Genomic DNA, 19,131 nt, shown 5'->3' with positions numbered 1-19,131 from the left:
ATAGATACCCAATTACGTTGGTTGGCACTCAGTCCTGATGGAACTTTGCCAAGTAAACTCAAACAGATGAGGGAGAGCATAAGTCACTTCATTTTACCTGATAAAAGAAAGGACCGAACGTATCGACGTTCAGTCCTTTTTGTCCCACCAAAATACCCATTTAGATATAAGCGTTAATGCTTATCCGAACGGCATTACTCCAGTTGGAGAGCATTTTTTATCAGTGCATATTGGGTGTCGCTGCCGATTCGAACATCTCTGGTGGCAAGTTCAGGGCAGGGTTTTGACTGAGACGTGCCTTAATTTTAGCCTCGTGCTTTTGCAGTTTGTGTTGCTTCTTAGCCAGCTTCAATAGCTTCTTCTGCTGCTTGTAGTGTTTCTTAAGTGCTTTCTTAGCCTTCTTAATCGCTTTCTTATCGGACAAGTCCAGCGTCAGATCATCGGCAGTGGTTTTGGGTCCTGTAGACACCTTAGGCTGCGCTTTCTCTTTAACTCGCTCCACCACGCGACGCACCGCTTGGGACTTCTCTTCAGAAAGGTGAGGTACTTGAGTCTCTTGAGGTGGTAAAGCTTCCGCTAGTAAACCACAGGCGCGTTGCTGCTCTATAGGTTTGCTCTGGCACTGCTGAGGAGGAATGGCGGCAGGTTTGCACAAAGAGGTTTTCTCTGCTGAAGAGCGAGCACAAGAACGACAGACAAACTTAGGTGCGACCACCAAACGATGGATTTCATTCAATCCATCAGCAATTTGCTTGCGATTCATCTTACAAAGTCGTTTAGCCATGCTACCACTCCAGCTAAGAATACGAATAATTCTTAGTATGATATACCTGCATGGTGACGATTAAGCAAGCAATAAATAACGCTGTAAAATACGATTGAGTGCTAAGTCATTGATGCATTCACATAAACGTCAAAACGATTTTTTTTCGTCTCAATAGCCATCGCGGGCTTTTGCCCATTCAGCCACTCTGCGTAGTCAGGTCTCTTAACCACCACCCTTTTACTCGCAAGGGCTAACGCAGGTTCTAACAGCTTATCAGCATCCAGATCGGCCCCGACCAGAGATTGAAAAACTCGCATTTCCTTTTTGACCAGTGCACTCTTCTTTTTGCCTTCTGGATGTGGGTACATAGGGTCTAAGTAAACCACATCAGGCTTAGTAAACTCTGCGTCGTTAGCCAGAGATTCTAAGGCGTTATGGCTAGAAGCATGAAGCAGAGACATTCGCTCACTGACCCAGTCTCCGATTTCTGGGTCCTGCTTTGCTCGTTCCAATCCATCATCTAACAAGGCTGCCACAACAGGGTGACGTTCCACCATTTGTACTTTACAACCTAGTGAAGCCAGTACAAACGCATCACGGCCCAACCCCGCCGTACCATCGAGCACTGTGGGTGTCACGCCTTTATTCAAACCGGCAGCTTTTGCAATCGCCTGCCCTTTTCCACCACCAAACTTGCGCCTGTGAGCTACTACACCACCCGCTAGTTCGACGAAGATAGCGCCCAACTTAGGCTCATCGACTTTACGCAGCTCTAAGCGTTCCGCAGTCAGAACCAGCGCAAAGGGGCTTTGTTGATCATGCGACAGACCCCAACGCTGAGCCAACTGATTCAGTTGCTCATTTCGGTTCGGATCTTCACTAATGAGTTGTAGCTGCACGATAGGCTCCATAGGAGTGGTCAAATTCTCGGGCGCCAGTGTAATGGATTTTGCTAGTTGACACTATGCTTGTCAGTCAGCAGCTCATCGACCAGCTCTTCAAGTGGTTTGGGTTTGCCAATCACGTATCCCTGAGCGTAGTCAACTTCCAACTCGACTAAGAGGTCGATGATACGGCTATTTTCAACAAACTCGGCAACGGTTTTCTTACCCATTTGCTTTGCCAGGTCATTGATTGAGCGAACCATCAAGTGATCAACTTCATTGACATCGATATCTCGGACAAATAATCCGTCAATTTTAACGATGTCGACTGGCAATTTTTTCAGATAGCCAAATGATGACAAGCCAGAGCCGAAATCGTCGAGCGCTATCTTACAACCAAGCTGTTTAAACTGAGTGAACAGATCTATTGCCTGATTCATATTACTCATTGCCGCCGTTTCGGTAATTTCAAGACAGATTTTTTCACACGGTACAGGGCTGTGCTGAAGCGTATCCAGTAGGAAAGCAATAAACTCCTTATTACCCATCGAGTGGCCAGAGAGGTTAATCGAACACATGCCAAGATTCGCCAACGCCACGGGATTGGCAGCCAGCCAATCTAAGGTTTGAGTCACCACCTGTTTATCCAGCAACTGGGCAATGTTGTAGCGCTCAGAGGCAGGCATAAAGATGCCCGGAGAAATGTATTCACCTGCCGCGTTACGTATACGGATCAGGATCTCGAAATGCATCAGCGACTCTTGTTGGTTTAGCGCTAATATTTGCTGAGCAAACAGCTCAATGCGCTGATTCGCCAGTGCATTGTGAACCAAACTGACACATTCCATTTCCTGTTCACGACGGCGCAAATCAGCGTCACCTTGGCAGTAAAGGTTGAAACGGTTGCGCCCTTCTTCCTTCGCCGCGTGACAAGCTGTATCAGCCTGAGCATGAACCATTTGCGGAGAATCAGCAGTATGATCAATCAAACGAATTCCTATCGAACACGTCAGGTTGAGACGAATCTCATCCCAAACAAAAGGTTGCTCACTAAGTGTCATAATAATCGTATTGGCAACGTTTTTAGCATCACGCTCAGTACAGTCTTTGAGTAGCACAGCAAATTCATCCCCCCCCATTCGCGCGAGAATGGCGTTATACGGTAAGACCTCTTCCAGCATACTAGCGCAGAACTGGATGGCGGTATCTCCGGCCTCATGGCCCGCCGTGTCATTGAGCACCTTAAGCTGATCGAGGTCCAAATACAGCATGGCATGAGTACGTGTATAGCTTTCCACTTCCAATAATGACTTCGCCAGCTCCATCTCAAAGTGATTCCGGTTAAACGTCCCTGTCAGCAAATCGTGACGAGCCTGATACTCTAATTGCTCTGCTAACTGCTTAGTTTCGGTAATATCTTCACCAACGATCAGCAAGTGCCCTGACTCGACAAGCGGGCGAATATTTTCACGGATCCACACCGGTTTGCCATCGGCATGACGGTACTCAATTTCTCGCCGCCAAACGCCACGCATTGCTTGTTTCGGCTGTAACAATACCTGACGAGGGATAACCGCATCTTCATGTAGGTAGAACTCTCTTAGCCGATGCCCGAGTACTTTGTCTGATGAATAACCAATCAGTTGCTCAGCAAAGTGGTTTACCTGCTGAATACGGTTGTGCTCATCAAGCGTAATCATCATCACAGGCTGCTGGTCGTAATAATGACTAAGGTTGGCCTCTCTCTGATAGAGACGTGCCTCTGTGATTTTCCTTGAGGTGATGTCACGAGCTTCCAATAAATACTCCGCTCCCTGACCCATTTCGGGTAGAGGCTTGAGTGACATTTCAAGCACCATGGTCCCCTGTTCGGTGTGCCAGATTTCAGCTTCAAACTGAGTATTCTGCTTCTGGTGTCGATCATTGAAGTAGCGTTTTAATTTATCTGCCGCATGGTCTTCCCAGTGTTGGTGTTGCCAAATCGGCCGATCAACACTGAAATTCTGATGATAGAGGAGCTCTTGCAGCTTACTGTTACTGGATATTGACCGCCCCTGTGCATCCAACAGGCCGATAAAGTGGTAGCTCTGGTCAAAGACCATCTCAAGCAAAGTTTGGCTCTCTTTGGCTAAGGATTCGCTTTTCTTAAGTCGGCTCAGGTAGTAAACCAAGGCAATGATGATCACCGACAGCAAGACAACCAGCCCAGTAATGATTCTCAGTTCTTTCTCATACCGAACCGCAAAAGGCAGCGGCTTATTGAATAGGGTTGTCGCGGCCTCTCCTTCAATGCCCAGCCCCCATTTAACAACAGCTTGGTAATCCAGTTTGATTTCGGGAGTCGCCACTTCAACTTTAGGTAACGATTGATCATCAGCTTTTAGCACTTTGAGAAGCTGTTTAGCCGTTTGCTGCCCTTGTGTTCGGCCATTGAGAATAACGCCTCCTACCGCACCATTGCCAAGCCCTAAGTCATGCACCATATATATCGGAGCATTAGACTCTCGACTGAGTTTTTTCCACTCCTGCTTAGTGGCTATCCGGCCTTGCTTATCTCGGTAATAGACCCAAAACAGTATGCTACTTTTGCTGTCAAGGCTGGCAGAAAAGTCTATCAGCTGCTGGTAGCTTTCCGGTACTAGTAGCTCAACCATTGGCTGATATTCACTATTGAGGGTCAGGAAATGTTCAACCTGTCGCCTAACCGCTTGACCTGTGACAGAGTAGTCACTGACAACATAAATCTTTTCCACTTGCGGCTGTATACGTTCAATCAAGGCAACATTACTATAGATATCAATATCTTCTATTACTCCCGTTGCTCTTAGTTGTGAATGCATTTGTGGTCCATAGTGGTTGATGCCACCAAATACCACAGGCGTATCACCAAGCTCGGGGGCCAGGCGTTGCATTAGGTTAAGTGCATTGTTATCGCTCACTACAATAGCTGTGAAGATTTCCTGAGAAAACTTGGTTTGGTAAAGCTTATAGAGCTGTTCTAAGTAGGCTGGATTTTGTAATCGTTTTGAGTCGAGGTACACCACGCGCGTGGCAATATCCTCTCCTCTCAACACATCCTCAAGACCACGCTGAAATGCATCAGTCCAAAAAAAGCCTTGGTGATAAGAGTGAACAATCAGTACATCTTTGTCTTTGGCGTGAGCATAAGGGAGCGCCGCACAAAATACAGCTAGAAGAATCAGGCAAAAGCGCACTAAAATAGCTCTCAGATGAAGTTAGCAATTAGTTTAATAGTATCACTCTTGTTGATATTTTGAACTAAGGACATAGCGTTTTAAGTAGGGATAAAGATGCAAGCTCACCATACCAAGCTCGATGACCTTGACCGTGCGATCTTAAAAACACTGATGGAAAATGCCAAAACTGCCTACGCGGAGATGGCGAAACAATTCGAGGTCAGCCCAGCCACTATCCATGTTCGCATCGAGAAGATGAAAGCGGCCGACATCATTCAAGGCACTGAGGTGATCGTTGATACCAAAAAATTGGGTTACGATGTGTGTTGCTTTATCGGTATCAACCTTAATGCAGCTCGTGACTACCATTCGGCACTTGAGAAGCTAAATGCTTTGGAGGAAGTGGTTGAAGCCTATTACACCACTGGAGCCTATAATATCTTCGTTAAACTGATGTGTCGCTCAATTGAAGAGCTCCAGTTTGTTCTGATAGATAAACTTCAGGCCATCGATGAAGTTCAATCAACAGAGACTTTGATTTCTCTCCAGAACCCCATCAACCGTAACGTTAATCCATAAGCAAGAAGGCCTGCATAATGCAGGCCTTCTTTATGTTATTTGGATTCCAGGTACTTTTTGAGTTCTTCAGCAGAAATGCCTTGTTCGGCAATCGTTTTTGCAATCGAAGCAACCTCTTCCCCTTTACGGTCTTCCACTACCTGTTGAAACTGGTACACAATATCACGCAACATATGAAGTGGCACTTGCTTCGCTGCACTGCGAATACGCTCTCCACTTTGGTTACCCAGCTCGTTCAATAGTTTTCCAAACATCACTTTTTCCGGAGCATCTTCTAGTTGTTCCAGTACACGAGCCATTTCATAAGTTGTCATCGACATCGAGGTTTAATATCCACATTAGTTATTAGAAGTGAGGATCAAATATACAATGTTTTCTTAGTCGTTCAAAGCAATTAGACAAACTTACGCTATGGCAGCATGCCATTTTTTTCCTGCTTTACTCATCAATACAAAAATCCCTGGAACAATGATGAACATCTGCACCGCTATCATTACTTGTGGTTCCATTCCAAGTCGTTGCACGGTCCCGACAACAAGGCCAGAACCACTCATCTGGAACAAGCCAAGTAAAGCAGCCGCGGTACCGGCTTTGTCACCGAATGGCGCTAGAGCTTTTCCTGCCGCAGCGCCTAGCACCCATGCGAATCCGACCGAAGACATAAAAATCGGCAACATAAAAGCCATGGCCGTCGGTGTTTTAGCCATCGCTAGCATCACAATACCAGCTAAGCCAAGGGTCATAATACCCACAAACAATGTTTTATGCGTCCCGTATTGCTCCATAAACTTCGGTGCTGTCATACAAGCAACGATGTTAATCGCAGCGTTGATCCCGAACCACATGGTGAATTCGTTCATCGTCAGCCCCAAGTTTTCCATCAGGACTACAGGGGCCGAGGTAACATAAGCCAGAATGACGGCCATAGCCAACATACACAATGAAGCGTGGAATAAGAACGATGGAGTTTTGAGCACAGCCATGTAACGACTAGGACGAAATACTGGATCTTTACTTGGCGCAGGGTTGGTTTCCTTCATTTTCATGAACATCACAACCAACACGATCAAGGCAAACCAAGCCATAAACGAGAAGTTAGATCGCCAACCAAATTGCTGAGTTAGCCAGCTACCAAGAATTGGCGCTAACGCTGGAATAAAGCAAATGGCACCATTCAAGTAGCTGATCATTTTGCCACTTTTTTGTGGCCCAAAAATATCGCGAACTGTTGCAAAGGCTGCTACCGATGTCGCGCACGCACCTAAGCCTTGTAGCAGCCTCGCGATTAGCATCCACTCAATCGTCTGAGCGCCCCACGCCAATAAGGCACTCAACGCATAGATACTAATTCCACCTAATGCAACAGTTCGACGTCCTACCTTGTCTGCCAGCGGGCCTGCAAATAATTGACCTACACCCATAGCGAACAAAAACCATGTAATCGTATCTTGAGCCAGTGCGTGTTCCACGTGAAACGCTTGAGAAATCAACGGTAAGGCTGGCAAATAGATATCAATTGCCAAAGGACTAAACAGTACTAGCAAAGTGAGTAGCACCATTTGCATTTTACCGTGATTTTGTTGATGAGCGATTGGCACGAAGAAGACTCCCGACAAGAATTGATGAAATTGTTTGCAGTGTAAGCTAGTCTAGTTATGACATCCAATGACACATAATCATTAAAGATATTCCATATAGGAATTTCACATGAACATAGAAAAACTTGCCCGCCTCGACCTTAACCTTCTTGTATGCTTGAAAGTACTCTCAGAAGAGTTAAACGTGACTCGCGCTTCACATCGCCTATGCCTCAGTCAGTCGGCTGTGAGTAAGAACCTCGCAAAACTGCGTAATCAATTCGACGATCCTCTGTTTGTTCGCCACGCTCATGGCTTAAAACCAACCCCAAAAACACTGTTCCTCAAACCAAAACTGGATAGCTTGATCCATCACTTAGAACAAATTACTCAGCCTGAACAATTCTCGCCAGACTCGAGTGACCATAAGTTTCAGATTGCCGCCGTGGAAAGTGTTTACCCATTAATTCTTCCTCATTTTCTACCAGAAATTTTTAAGCGGGCACCAGGAGTGACCATCAGTACCCATTCATGGGCCGATCAAACCTTTCGTCAGATCCAACGCGGCGACATTGATCTCGGTATAACAGGTAAAGACATAGATATTAACGATGCAAAACTCACTATGCTTCCACCTAACGACATTTGCGAGCAGGAAATATACAGAGATAACCAGATGTGCTTATTGCGCCATAATCATCCAATTCTCTCTGGCCACTGGAACCTAGAAGCTTACCTCGAACAACGCCATGTCCAGGTTCGTTGTGATGGTAATGATCGCTGGCTACTGGATTATCGCTTGGCAGACATTGGTAAAGAACGGGATATTGCCATCACAGTACCTGACTTTAACAGTGCAGCCAGCCTTTGTTCCTACACGGACTTTATTTTTACCGCCCCGAGTCACTTTGTGAAGCTATCGTCTAAACAACTGGGCCTGACCGTCTTACCGCTGCCTTTAGAGTTTCCGCCAATGGCCTATACCTTGTTCTGGCATAGAGACCGAGAAAATGACCCTGCTTTGTCTTGGTTACGTAGAATAATCAGAGAAAAAACGACCGCATTGAGATGATTTGCAGGCTGACGGTAAAAGGAGTAGCTTATTGCCACATCGTCCGCTTTATAGAAAGGACGCGTGAATAAATGATGAAGGATTAATAGATGCTTACCACTACTGAACAACGTTTGGCAGCCATTCGCGAATGGCTGGTTCAGCACGATATTGATGCGTTGCTAATACCCCATGAAGATGAATACTTAGGCGAATATGTACCCGCTCATAATGAACGTCTGCATTGGTTAACCGGTTTCACTGGTTCAGCCGGTGCCGCGGTTATCACTCAGAGCAAAGCAGCGATGTTTGTTGATGGGCGTTATACGGTTCAAGTGACCAAAGAAGTCCCTGCAGACTTATTTGAGTATCGCCATTTAATTGAAGAACCAGCTCTAGATTGGGTTAAAGACCAGCTTTCCCTGGGGCAAGTTGTGGCGATAGATCCGCGAATGCACAATTCAGCTTGGCTATCCATGGCACAGGCAAAGCTTGCAGACGTATTGCAGCTCAAAGTACTCTCCAGTAACCCTATTGACGAGCTGTGGCATGACCGTCCGCAACCTGTGGTTTCAGACGTTCGTTTAATGCCAACGGAAGCGGTTGGTCAATCTTGCCAATCTAAGCGCCAGGAGATCAGTCAATTGGTCGCGCAATCAGGCGCTGATAGTGCCGTGATCACAGCACTGGATTCCGTTTGCTGGCTACTCAACGTACGCGGTTTAGATGTTTCTCGATTACCGGTTCTTTTATCACATGTGATCTTACATGCAGATTCAACACTGGAATACTTCCTTGACCCAGCTCGCCTGCCTAACGGCTTTGAACAGCATGTCGGACAAGGAGTTAGTGTTCATCATCCAGAGACACTCCAAGCACGTCTTGAATCATTGGCGGGCAAGAAAGTATTGCTCGATCCAACGACCAGTAATGCATGGTTCAAATTAATTCTGCAAAACAGCGGCGCTCATGTAGTTGGTGCGGCAGATCCTTGCTTGATGCCTAAAGCTGCGAAGAATGAGACTGAAGTTGCAGGTATGAAAGCCTGTCATATTCGAGACGGCGTTGCGATGAGTAAGTTCTTGTGTTGGTTAGATGCACAAGTAGCTGAAGGCAACTTGCATGATGAAGCAACGCTCTCCGATAAATTAGAGTCTTTCCGCAAGCAAGACCCAACTCTAATGGATCTGAGTTTCGACACCATTTCTGCTGCGGGTAGTAATGCGGCCATGTGCCACTATAATCATGAGAATCAACCTGAACCTGGTAAGCTAGAACTCAATACACTTTATCTAGTCGACTCTGGCGGTCAGTATTTAGATGGTACAACAGATATCACGCGTACTATCGCTATTGGTCAACCAAGTGACGAAATGATTAAGCAATTCACGCTTGCTCTAAAAGGCCATATTGGTGTTGCTCGTGCCCGTTTCCCGAAAGGCACACGTGGTTATCAGATTGACACATTAGCACGCCAGCATTTGTGGGCAGAAGGCTATGATTATGACCACGGCACAGGCCATGGTGTTGGCCACTTCCTAAATGTTCATGAAGGCCCTGCTAGTATATCGAAGCGACAGATTGATGTTCCTTTAGTCGAAGGTATGGTGCTTTCAAACGAGCCGGGCTATTACCGCGCGGATGCCTTTGGAATTCGTATTGAAAACCTAGAGCTAGTGGTTGAGAGTGAAACCAATGGTGACTTTCCAGTTCTTTCGTTCGAGTCTCTAACTCGTTGTCCGATCGATACAAGAAATATTGATGTTAATATGCTAACTAAGCCAGAGCTAGCATGGTTAAATGATTACCACCAAAAAGTTTGGCATGATATTAGCCCCTTAGTCGAAGGGGATGTAAAGGTGTGGTTAGAAAAAGCAACCCAACCACTTCACTACTGATTACTGTTAGCAATCGATTCTTGAACTAAAGCTCTCCAATGGAGAGCTTTAGTTTTAAGCGTATCACTAATGTTTCACGTGAAACACTTTAAACACTTCAGCCGGAATAGACTGAGTGCCAATCTCTCCATACTGGATCAAAACCTTTGGCGCGAATCATCGCTTCAACCGAGCTTGCACTTCTCTCATCACTGATCTCGAACTGCTCCAATTCAGTTTCTTCTGATGCGTAGCCACCAGGTTGTGTTTTTGATGCTGCAGACATTGACGTAATACCCAGTGGCAAAACATTATCTCTGAAGTGTGCTGATTCACGTGTCGATAGAGAGAGTTCTACTTCAGGATTGAGTAATCGATATGCGCAAATCAATTGCACTAACTGCTTGTCACTCATCTCCGATTTAGGTTGCAATGCCCCCGCGCATGGTCTTAATCTTGGAAACGAAATGGAATAACGCGTTTGCCAGTATGTACGCTCTAAATAATCAAGGTGAGCAGCAACATAGAAGCAATCAGTTCTCCACTCCTCCAAGCCGATCAATGCGCCAATGCCTATTTTATCTATGCCAGCTTTTGCTAACCGATCCGGAGTTTCTAAGCGATATTCAAAATCCGTTTTGTTGCCTCGCAGATGATGTTCCGCATACGTCGAAGGGTGATAAGTTTCCTGATACACCATGACAGCATCCAGACCTAATGATTTGAGTTCTGCGTACTGGTCTTGTTCAAGCGGCTGCACTTCCATCGCTAAGTAGTTAAATTTCTGTTTGATGATGGGCAACATCTCACGGAAGTACTTCATCCCCACTTTAGTTTCATGCTCACCTGTCACTAATAATATGCTATCAAACTTCATCTGTTTAATGGCATTCATTTCAGCTCTGACTTCTTCTTGATTCAGGGTTCGACGTTTGATGCGATTTTCCATTGAAAAACCGCAATAAGTACAAGCATTAGCACACAGATTCGACAAGTAAAGAGGAATATATAACGAAAGCGTATTGCCAAAGCGCTGTCTAGTTAAAGCATAAGACTGCTGGGCCATTGCTTCTATGTAAGGCTCTGCAGCAGGTGAAATGAGTGCCTTAAAGTCTTCTAGATCACGCTTTGGCTTAGCTAATGCTCGCTCAACATCTTGCGCGGTTTTGGCATATATCGACATCGAAATGTCATCCCAATTTAGCCTGTTAAATTGGTCGGTAAAAGTCATTCTCACACCTACTCATATTAGAGATCATCAAGGAATGACGTCAAAGGGCTCGATGCAACAGCATGAGAGACTTGCCCAGCCAAGCCAGCTTCATAGGCTAATCGGCCAGACTCAACGGCCATCTTAAATGCCGTTGCCATTGATATTGGATCAAAGGCCGCTGCTATTGCTGTGTTTACAAGTACGGCATCCGCTCCCATTTCCATTGCTCTTGCTGCATGTGAAGGCGCGCCAATTCCCGCATCCACTACAACCGGCACATTAGCTTGGTCAATAATGATCTCAAGAAAGTCATGCGATGCTATGCCCTTATTTGAGCCAATTGGAGCTCCTAAAGGCATCACGGCTGCACACCCTACCTCTTCCAACCTCTTACACAGAACTGGGTCCGCATGGCAATATGGCAAAACCGTAAATCCGTCTTTCACCAGTTGCTCGGCTGCTAATAATGTTTCAATGGGATCTGGCATTAGATATTTTGGATCAGGATGAATTTCGAGCTTTAACCAGTTCGTTTCTAGCGCCTCTCTGGCTAAATGCGCTGCGAAAACTGCATCTTTCGCATTTTTTGCCCCCGAAGTATTAGGCAATAAATTCACTCCTGATTGGAGCAAAGGCTGTAGGATATCATCTTGGTGATCATGCACATCTACTCGCTTAAGTGCCATTGTAGCTAATTGAGAACCAGACGCCTTTATTGCGTTTTCCATTAGATACTTGCTGGCAAACTTTCCTGTACCCGTAAACAATCTTGAACTAAACTCTTTGTCTGCGATCTTCAGCATGGCTATTATCCCCCGGCGATGGCCTGAAAAAGTGAAATGGTATCTCCTTCACTCAGACATGTTGTGCACCACTCACTACGAGGCACAACCGTATTGTTAATAGCAAACACACAGCCGATTTCAGGCAGTGAAAATTGCTTAATAATGCTCTCTAAGTCCGACCCCGCACTCACATTATGAGGCCGTTCATTTACTATGATTTGTATCTCACTCATCATTTCGCTTCTTTATTAATCGGTTATAGCGCTTAACCACTGCAAACAGCGCAATGTTTATCACGGGCAATAGTCATCACTTGCCATTCAAGAGTTAATCCGTTGAATAGATGGAGTTGACTCGGAAGAAAACTGAACCTTCCCATTGCCAGCCTTTGTATCGCAGCCAGTGCTTGATAGTTTCCCAATGTGCCTACAACAGGACCAACAACGCCACTATCGCTGCACTTTTTAGGTTGTTTTAGTTCATCAAAAGGATAAAGACAGCGATAGCACCCCATATTGCTGCGCTCTTTTTGCGAATAATCAAATACAGCAAACTGGCCTTGCCAGCCAACGGCTGCAGAAGAGATAAGTGGCTTGCTCTGTTTGAAGCACACTGAATTGACTAATTGGCGCGTTTCAAGATTGTCCGTACAATCTAAAACAACATCGGCCAGCATAACTTCTAAAGCGAGTTGAGACTCTGAAAGCCGTTGAGAGATCGTGCGCAAGCTGATGCCCGAGTTTAGGGCACTCAACTGGTCTCGTATTGCCTTCGTCTTTTCCTCACCGAGGTTAGCCTCTCGATAAACGATCTGACGTTGCAAATTAGTACTATCTACCTTGTCATCATCAACAAGCACTATTTTTCCAACACCAGCCGCTGCTAGATATAATCCTGCCGCACTTCCCAAGCCACCACAGCCAATGACTAGAGCATGGGCTCGATTCAATTTGTATTGACCATCTTCACCAATCTCAGGTAATGACACCTGTCTGTGATAACGTAAAAACTCTTGGTCTGTTAGCACGTTGAGGACTCCTCCGTTAGCCCTCTGAAGAATTGGACGGCATGCTCACATGAAGGCGCGTTGGTAATGGCACTAACCAGTGCCAAACTTGTCACACCACAGTCCCACACTGATTTGGCGTTTGCAGTGTTAATCCCTCCGATCGCAACAGTTGGTATCACAGCGGTTCCATTAGCGGACATAGAGTTAACCAATTTCTGATATAGGGCTAAGCGGACCAAACCTTGTGGGCTGGACATCAATTGCTTGGTTTTTGTTGGAAAGATGTGACCCAAAGCTAAATAGCTTGGATTGAACTGTGCAACTCGTAGCAACTCAAAATAACCATGTGTAGACAGACCTAAGCAGATATTGGCTTCTGCTAACACTTCAAGGTCAAGCTTCTCTAAGTCTTCTTGTCCTAGATGGACACCGAAGGCTTGATGCTCAATTGCTAACTCCCAGTGATCATTGATAAACACTTGTGCATCATACTGGCGGCCTAGCTCGATTGATCGAACAATCTGTTGCTCTAAATCGAGTTGTTGCGAGTCCTTAATACGTAGTTGTACCGTCTTAACCCCCATCTTCAAGAGTTTCTCGACCCAATCCGCGCTATTAACTACCGGATATAACGCCATCGCAGATTTACACACAGTAGGAAATAAGAGTTGCTTCCTTTTAGTCACACTATCAGTTTGAATACCGGAGCTAATATCCTCAATAAGCGGAATAGGAAAATCTTCGATACATTCGGCCCATGTTTCACGTGAAACATTTATCATTGCCCGAGAAAGGGTCAATGCATCTTCAATCGTGAATTGCAATGAAAGTAGAACAATAACCCAAGATAAGTGACGTATTTCTTCGGTATCGGGAATATGATCCGAGCTTACCAGCGCATTGCTACCATGGCCATGCAAATTAGCCCAAATATCTATTGATTGTTCTTTCTCTGCAATATTGAGATAAACGTGCACTGGAAACTTGGAAGGCACATAATCTGTAAGAGACAGTTGTGAGTAGTAAATGAGGTAGTAATCTAAATCACCAACCGGAGAAGAACTGATTAAATCAGCCCCCAGAGCAATCGTGCTTTCGCCTTGAGTGATCTGAATAGTTTGAGCAGGGCTAATGCCCAACTCAAACTTATCGATTTCAAACCCTTGCTTCTTGGCCAGCCGCAGGCACAACCCCACCTCATGATGGAGTGTATCCATCATAGCTGGAATAAGGATCTTCACCGTTATCCCTCCGTGATCGAAGTTACTGCAGGGTGATAAAGCTCAGAGCCAGTCTCTCTAAACTCTTTAGACTTTTGACGCATGCCTTCCAATGGGTCATCAAGCAATTTGATTGAGATGGCTTGGTCCGCCGCGACTTGATCAATATCTTTTGCGTATTCTCGAACTTCCTGAGAGATCTTCATTGAGCAGAATTTCGGGCCACACATAGAGCAGAAATGGGCAACTTTACCCGACTCCTGGGGCAAGGTTTCATCATGGAATGCACGGGCAGTATCAGGGTCAAGCGCAAGGTTGAACTGATCTTCCCAACGAAATTCAAATCGAGCCTTAGATAAGGCATTATCACGAATCTGAGCACCTGGATGCCCTTTCGCTAAATCGGCAGCGTGAGCGGCAAGTTTATAAGTGATCAGTCCTGTCTTTACATCTTCTTTGTTAGGCAAGCCTAGATGTTCTTTTGGAGTCACATAACACAGCATTGCACAGCCATACCAACCAATCATTGCAGCACCTATACCCGACGTAATATGGTCGTAGCCGGGAGCAATGTCTGTCGTGAGAGGGCCGAGCGTATAGAAAGGCGCCTCATGGCAATGCTCTAGCTGCTCTTCCATGTTCTCTTTAATCATATGCATTGGCACATGCCCTGGGCCTTCAATGATCACCTGAACATCATACTCCCATGCGATCTTTGTAAGTTCTCCAAGCGTGCGTAATTCTGCAAACTGGGCTTCATCATTGGCATCTGCAATTGATCCAGGACGTAAACCATCACCAAGCGATAGTGCCACGTCATACTTAGCACAGATTTCACAGATCTCGCGGAAATTGGTATAGAGGAAGCTTTCTTGATGATGAGCCAAACACCATTTAGCAATGATAGAGCCACCGCGTGAGACAATGCCTGTCACGCGCTTGGCTGTCATAGGGACATAGCGAAGGAGTAAACCTGCGTGGATAGTAAAGTAATCAACGCCCTGCTCGGCTTGTTCAATTAAAGTGTCACGCATTACCTCCCAATTGAGATTTTCGGCAATGCCGTTCACTTTCTCTAATGCTTGGTACATTGGTACAGTGCCGATTGGGACTGGGCTATTACGCAAAATCCATTCGCGAGTCTCGTGAATATTACGACCAGTAGACAGGTCCATCACTGTATCGCCCCCCCAACGTGTCGACCAAACCAACTTTTCAACTTCTTCCTCAATTGATGAGGTCACAGAGGAGTTACCAATGTTGGCGTTTACCTTCACAAGAAAGTTACGGCCAATGATCATAGGCTCAGATTCTGGATGATTGATGTTTGAAGGGATAATAGCGCGACCTTCAGCGACCTCTCTGCGTACAAATTCAGCGCTGATTTCGTCTGGAAGATTAGCCCCAAAGCTTTGGCCTGAGTGCTGCTGATTAAGAACCTGATCTCGATACTTTGCACGGCCCATATTTTCACGTAACGCAATATACTCCATTTCAGGTGTAATAATGCCTTTACGTGCATAATGCAGCTGAGTAACACATTGGCCACCTTTAGCACGACGGATGCGTGGCAGGTTGCCATAACGAAGCTCATCGAGCGTTTCATCTTCCAGCCGTTGCTTGGTGTACATTGAACTCACATCATCGAGCACTTCTGTATCATTGCGCTCTTCTATCCACTTCTCTCTCAGCTTAGGTAAACCACTGTACAGGTCTATGGTATGAGTAGGATCGGTATAGACTCCTGAAGTGTCATAAACCCTGATAGGTTCATTAGGCTCGAAAATCGGCTCTTCTTTTGTGCCACCAATAAGGCTATCAGCTAGAGTGATTTCGCGCATAGGCACTCGAATATCTGGGCGTGAACCTTGTACGTATACCTTGCGTGAATTGGGGTACGGTTGTACCGAGAGAGAATCAATAAACTGTTTTGCTTCCAGTCTCGCTTGCTTGCGACTCGACATAGCATTTTTCCTTGCTTTGTTATTCTAGATAAAAAGATTTTGGATAAAAATGCTTGGCGGATAGATGCGACAAGAGGTATCAAAGTAATAAAGAAATGTATTACTTGAATGTAGATAGATCACAGGTGCGAAAATACAGTGATCTCTTCTCCTGTTCCCTTCGCAGATACTAATCTGATCAGGTTCAACGGATCCCGAATTAACGGTCTCAGCCTTATGGCACTCCGACAAGTAAAATCAGTATATAAAAACGGCCTGGTGAAACCAAGCCGTGTAGAAGAATATTAGCGAAACTTTACCCCAAAATTAGCTCTTAATCAGTATTTGAAAGCCAATCCAAGCCGCTGAGATACTAACTATAACGTTTAATAGTACGTTGAGACCCATCTTAAAAAATGCACCTTGCTGCATGAGTAATACATTATCCATGGAAAAAGTCGAAAAGGTCGTCAGAGCCCCAAGAAAGCCTAAGCCAACGATTTGTCGCCAAGGTTCGGTGGCCAACATTTCATTTTCAAATGCCGCGATCAGCAAGCCCATAATAAATGAGCCCACTACGTTGACCGTCAACGTACCATAGGGAAAACCACGCCCAAGTAAAACAACACACAGTTCGGAAATTAAATACCGAGAACACGCACCAAAGGCGCCACCCAAAGCGATAAAACCGAGAATCGAAAGTTGTCCCATGGTTCCTCCTGTCAAATTCTGCCGTATTGTATCTGGAATAAGGCTATTTTCGAATCAAAATCGCAACACATTATCTCAAATTAATTCTGAGATTTAAAAAGTTACAGGAGTCACTTTACTTCAATGTAACCCATTAATCCGGTTTTCATGTGTTCAATCACATGGCAGTGATACATCCAGCGCCCTGGATTATCTGCAACAAACGCCGCTTTGGCTCTACCGTTTTTACCTAGCAGTACGGTATCGGTATGGAACGGTTCTGCAATCTTTTTACCGTCCATTTCTAGAACTGTGAATGTATGACCATGGATATGGATCGGGTGGTGATACTGGGTGACGTTCTTTAAGTCAAAAATATAAGTCTTCCCCAATTCAAGTGTTGCCAAAGGTGCTGGAATATTATTTTTGCTCATACCTTCCCATGACCGTTTATTGGTTAACCAGAATTTGGGCATAGCTTTACCATCTTTACTCGTTGGGGTAACCGCACCTTCCCACTCAAAAACAAAGTCAATTTCTTCAGCATTAGCCAAATCAAGCTGAGGAACTGGATTCAATGGTAACTTGGGCAATGGTTGAGACTCAGGCAAAGAGGATTCGACAACTTCGAATTCACACAGAGGAAATGAGAAACGTCCCTTCATTTGACGAACATAGACACGCTCACCAGCTTGAGGAGCAATAAGACCTATATCAACCCTCATTCCTGGACCAATTCTATGCTGAGATAGCTTATAGGGCGTTTTTACGGGGTTACCATCGATAGCGATGACCCATGCCTCAGCACCTTCCACTGCAATCGGGTAAGTAATAGTATTGTCGACATTTGCTATTCGCAACCGTGTGGTCGCTCTGGCCTTCAGTTGGTAAATCGGCTCATGTATACCGTTCACACTACTCCACTCCCCTGGAGTGCCCATTCGTGCACTCATACGCGGGATCATTAAGTCTTTCCACTGGCCTTGCTTGTCTAGGTGCCAGTGCTTAAGCATCAACTCATGTTCCTCATCGAAGATAACAGGCTGACTTTCTTCGACAATGATCAGCCCAACCAACCCCATCCCAAGTTGCTTAACACTATTCATGTGCGGGTGATACCAGAATGTGCCAGCATCAGGTGGTGTAAATTCGTAGCTGAAGGTCTCGCCTGGCATGATAGGTGGCTGGCTAAGGAATGGGACGCCATCCATCTCAATAGGAATTCTCAGTCCATGCCAATGGATGGTAGTCGGCTCTGATAGTTTGTTAGTGAATCTTATGGTAACTGGCTCACCTTGACGGCAACGGATCGTAGGCGCAGGAATCTGCCCATTGAATCCAAGCACTTGGGTTTGATAATCAGGCACCAATTCTGCAGTCGCAGGTTCAGCCGTAATATCGTAGACATAACGCCCTTGCGGATCAGTAGACCGGTTCATTGAACAAGCAGGAAGTACACTAAGCGCAGAAATAGCGAGTGAGGATTGCAAGAAGCGACGACGAGAGATTTCCATATTCTGATAACTTTTATTGATTCATTAGCAAAATGTAACAAATAATTAAGAATAATACTCACTAGAAAAGTAATTTTTAATGCCACTTATTATCACTGGATAAATGACAGATAAGAAAGAAGATAATAGCCCATGTCTTTGACTATTGTGTTATCTCGGGCGAGTTACGACTCTACAGATTAGACATTCATAGTTGGAATGAAAAAGGCTCTAGTCTTTCGACTAGAGCCTTAAATATGGCAGGGGTGGAGAGATTCGAACTCCCAACACGCGGATTTGGAATCCGCTGCTCTGCCAATTGGAGCTACACCCCTAAATTTTCTACAATCAGGTTCGAATGGATTAGAACTCCCAACACGCCCTATCACAAGGTATCTGGGGAATCCACTGCTCTTTATTCTTTCGAATTAGAGCTACACCACTGTAGAATCTTTTCAGATTTTAGATTCGAAAAAACCTCGCTATAAGCGAGGCTTCGAAATAAGTGGCGGAGCGGACGGGACTCGAACCCGCGACCCCCGGCGTGACAGGCCGGTATTCTAACCAACTGAACTACCGCTCCGCACTGGTTAGACTCTAAGTCTAAATGTAAAGCCTGGCGATGTCCTACTCTCACATGGGGAAACCCCACACTACCATCGGCGCTATTGCGTTTCACTTCTGAGTTCGGCATGGAATCAGGTGGGTCCACAACGCTATGGTCGCCAAGCAAATTCTTTAATCTGGAAAGCTGTTTTAAGTTCTGTGTTTACACATTCAATGTTCTTATCTGAGTCCATCAAAACCCTTTGGGTGTTGTATGGTTAAGCCTCACGGGCAATTAGTA

At 45.4% G+C, this 19,131-nt stretch carries 16 protein-coding genes, 2 tRNA genes, 1 rRNA gene, 1 pseudogene and 1 riboswitch; of the genes and pseudogenes, 4 read left to right on the top strand and 16 right to left on the bottom strand.

The genetic code is table 11. From position 1 onward, the window contains the following. Positions 1-177, top strand: a pseudogene (locus tag L1D15_RS21890) (IS4 family transposase); the annotation flags it as partial. Between the two features lie 43 nt (positions 178-220). Here the strand turns inward: L1D15_RS21890 and L1D15_RS21885 are convergent. The 3 genes from L1D15_RS21885 to L1D15_RS21875 form a co-directional block, all read right to left on the bottom strand. Then, positions 221-784: a hypothetical protein gene (locus L1D15_RS21885; protein ID WP_239877041.1), complete on the bottom strand. Its 564-nt coding sequence runs from the start codon at positions 782-784 to the stop codon at positions 221-223. Between the two features lie 101 nt (positions 785-885). Continuing rightward, a complete protein-coding gene (locus L1D15_RS21880; RefSeq protein ID WP_239877040.1) occupies positions 886-1,665 on the bottom strand; it encodes a class I SAM-dependent methyltransferase in 780 nt (259 codons plus the stop codon). A gap of 53 nt (positions 1,666-1,718) precedes the next feature. Beyond that, the gene (locus L1D15_RS21875) at positions 1,719-4,865 is read right to left on the bottom strand and encodes an EAL domain-containing protein (RefSeq protein ID WP_239877039.1); all 3,147 of its coding nucleotides are present in this window, start codon (positions 4,863-4,865) and stop codon (positions 1,719-1,721) included. Between the two features lie 96 nt (positions 4,866-4,961). On the opposite strand from L1D15_RS21875, the gene asnC reads away from it, so the two are divergent. After that, on the top strand, positions 4,962-5,426 hold the full coding sequence (asnC, locus tag L1D15_RS21870; RefSeq protein WP_239838762.1) for a transcriptional regulator AsnC: 465 nt from the start codon (positions 4,962-4,964) through the stop codon (positions 5,424-5,426). Between the two features lie 35 nt (positions 5,427-5,461). On the opposite strand, the gene L1D15_RS21865 is transcribed toward asnC, so the two are convergent. Together L1D15_RS21865 and L1D15_RS21860 are read right to left on the bottom strand one after the other, a co-directional pair. Continuing rightward, positions 5,462-5,746 carry a hypothetical protein gene (locus tag L1D15_RS21865; protein WP_239838763.1) on the bottom strand — a complete coding sequence of 95 codons (285 nt, stop codon included), beginning with the start codon at positions 5,744-5,746 and terminating at the stop codon, positions 5,462-5,464. Between the two features lie 84 nt (positions 5,747-5,830). Then, positions 5,831-6,991: a multidrug effflux MFS transporter gene (locus tag L1D15_RS21860; RefSeq protein ID WP_239877042.1), complete on the bottom strand. Its 1,161-nt coding sequence runs from the start codon at positions 6,989-6,991 to the stop codon at positions 5,831-5,833. Between the two features lie 142 nt (positions 6,992-7,133). On the opposite strand from L1D15_RS21860, the gene L1D15_RS21855 reads away from it, so the two are divergent. After that, on the top strand, positions 7,134-8,075 hold the full coding sequence (locus tag L1D15_RS21855; protein ID WP_239877038.1) for a LysR family transcriptional regulator: 942 nt from the start codon (positions 7,134-7,136) through the stop codon (positions 8,073-8,075). Between the two features lie 89 nt (positions 8,076-8,164). Beyond that, positions 8,165-9,952 carry an aminopeptidase P family protein gene (locus tag L1D15_RS21850; protein WP_239877037.1) on the top strand — a complete coding sequence of 596 codons (1,788 nt, stop codon included), beginning with the start codon at positions 8,165-8,167 and terminating at the stop codon, positions 9,950-9,952. A 97-nt stretch (positions 9,953-10,049) separates the two neighbouring features. Here L1D15_RS21850 and thiH read toward each other — a convergent pair whose 3' ends face one another. From thiH to rrf, 11 genes are all read right to left on the bottom strand, one after another. Beyond that, positions 10,050-11,162: a 2-iminoacetate synthase ThiH gene (gene thiH / locus L1D15_RS21845; RefSeq protein WP_239877036.1), complete on the bottom strand. Its 1,113-nt coding sequence runs from the start codon at positions 11,160-11,162 to the stop codon at positions 10,050-10,052. 17 nt (positions 11,163-11,179) lie between these two features. Beyond that, complete coding sequence (locus tag L1D15_RS21840; protein WP_239877035.1) at positions 11,180-11,947, bottom strand: thiazole synthase; 768 nt, start codon at positions 11,945-11,947, stop codon at positions 11,180-11,182. A 5-nt stretch (positions 11,948-11,952) separates the two neighbouring features. After that, entirely contained in the window at positions 11,953-12,162 is a 210-nt protein-coding gene (thiS, locus tag L1D15_RS21835; protein WP_239870219.1) for a sulfur carrier protein ThiS, read from the bottom strand. A 32-nt stretch (positions 12,163-12,194) separates the two neighbouring features. Then, positions 12,195-12,956 carry a HesA/MoeB/ThiF family protein gene (locus L1D15_RS21830; RefSeq protein WP_239877034.1) on the bottom strand — a complete coding sequence of 254 codons (762 nt, stop codon included), beginning with the start codon at positions 12,954-12,956 and terminating at the stop codon, positions 12,195-12,197. After that, a complete protein-coding gene (thiE, locus tag L1D15_RS21825) occupies positions 12,950-14,179 on the bottom strand; it encodes a thiamine phosphate synthase (RefSeq protein ID WP_239877033.1) in 1,230 nt (409 codons plus the stop codon). The genes L1D15_RS21830 and thiE overlap by 7 nt, the downstream gene beginning before the upstream one ends. Positions 14,180-14,181: 2 nt before the next feature. Next, the gene (gene thiC / locus L1D15_RS21820) at positions 14,182-16,122 is read right to left on the bottom strand and encodes a phosphomethylpyrimidine synthase ThiC (protein ID WP_239877032.1); all 1,941 of its coding nucleotides are present in this window, start codon (positions 16,120-16,122) and stop codon (positions 14,182-14,184) included. Positions 16,123-16,260: 138 nt separating this feature from the next. Continuing rightward, positions 16,261-16,359: riboswitch (TPP riboswitch) on the bottom strand. 69 nt (positions 16,360-16,428) lie between these two features. After that, complete coding sequence (gene crcB, locus L1D15_RS21815; RefSeq protein ID WP_239877031.1) at positions 16,429-16,812, bottom strand: fluoride efflux transporter CrcB; 384 nt, start codon at positions 16,810-16,812, stop codon at positions 16,429-16,431. Positions 16,813-16,922: 110 nt separating this feature from the next. Beyond that, on the bottom strand, positions 16,923-18,305 hold the full coding sequence (locus tag L1D15_RS21810) for a multicopper oxidase family protein (RefSeq protein WP_239877030.1): 1,383 nt from the start codon (positions 18,303-18,305) through the stop codon (positions 16,923-16,925). Between the two features lie 237 nt (positions 18,306-18,542). Next, a tRNA-Trp gene (locus L1D15_RS21805) sits at positions 18,543-18,619 on the bottom strand. Between the two features lie 171 nt (positions 18,620-18,790). Further along, a tRNA-Asp gene (locus tag L1D15_RS21800) sits at positions 18,791-18,867 on the bottom strand. A gap of 31 nt (positions 18,868-18,898) precedes the next feature. Next, positions 18,899-19,014 (bottom strand): 5S ribosomal RNA (gene rrf, locus L1D15_RS21795). Between the last annotated feature and the right edge of the window lie 117 nt (positions 19,015-19,131).

It is taken from the genome of Vibrio sp. Isolate25 (genome assembly GCF_022398025.1).
Taxonomy (GTDB): Bacteria; Pseudomonadota; Gammaproteobacteria; order Enterobacterales; family Vibrionaceae; genus Vibrio; species Vibrio coralliilyticus_A.
This window is presented reverse-complemented; position numbering and strand designations above follow the sequence as displayed.

What these genes read in the sequence shown, in the direction of transcription:
- L1D15_RS21810 (WP_239877030.1), bottom strand. Translation starts at nt 18,305, where the DNA reads ATGGAAATCTCTCGTCGTCGCTTCTTGCAATCCTCACTCGCTATTTCT.
- L1D15_RS21885 (WP_239877041.1), bottom strand. Translation starts at nt 784, where the DNA reads ATGGCTAAACGACTTTGTAAGATGAATCGCAAGCAAATTGCTGATGGA.
- thiS (WP_239870219.1), bottom strand. Translation starts at nt 12,162, where the DNA reads ATGAGTGAGATACAAATCATAGTAAATGAACGGCCTCATAATGTGAGT.
- asnC (WP_239838762.1), top strand. Translation starts at nt 4,962, where the DNA reads ATGCAAGCTCACCATACCAAGCTCGATGACCTTGACCGTGCGATCTTA.
- L1D15_RS21855 (WP_239877038.1), top strand. Translation starts at nt 7,134, where the DNA reads ATGAACATAGAAAAACTTGCCCGCCTCGACCTTAACCTTCTTGTATGC.
- thiC (WP_239877032.1), bottom strand. Translation starts at nt 16,122, where the DNA reads ATGTCGAGTCGCAAGCAAGCGAGACTGGAAGCAAAACAGTTTATTGAT.
- L1D15_RS21860 (WP_239877042.1), bottom strand. Translation starts at nt 6,991, where the DNA reads ATGCAAATGGTGCTACTCACTTTGCTAGTACTGTTTAGTCCTTTGGCA.
- L1D15_RS21850 (WP_239877037.1), top strand. Translation starts at nt 8,165, where the DNA reads ATGCTTACCACTACTGAACAACGTTTGGCAGCCATTCGCGAATGGCTG.
- L1D15_RS21840 (WP_239877035.1), bottom strand. Translation starts at nt 11,947, where the DNA reads ATGCTGAAGATCGCAGACAAAGAGTTTAGTTCAAGATTGTTTACGGGT.
- thiH (WP_239877036.1), bottom strand. Translation starts at nt 11,162, where the DNA reads ATGACTTTTACCGACCAATTTAACAGGCTAAATTGGGATGACATTTCG.
- L1D15_RS21865 (WP_239838763.1), bottom strand. Translation starts at nt 5,746, where the DNA reads ATGTCGATGACAACTTATGAAATGGCTCGTGTACTGGAACAACTAGAA.
- crcB (WP_239877031.1), bottom strand. Translation starts at nt 16,812, where the DNA reads ATGGGACAACTTTCGATTCTCGGTTTTATCGCTTTGGGTGGCGCCTTT.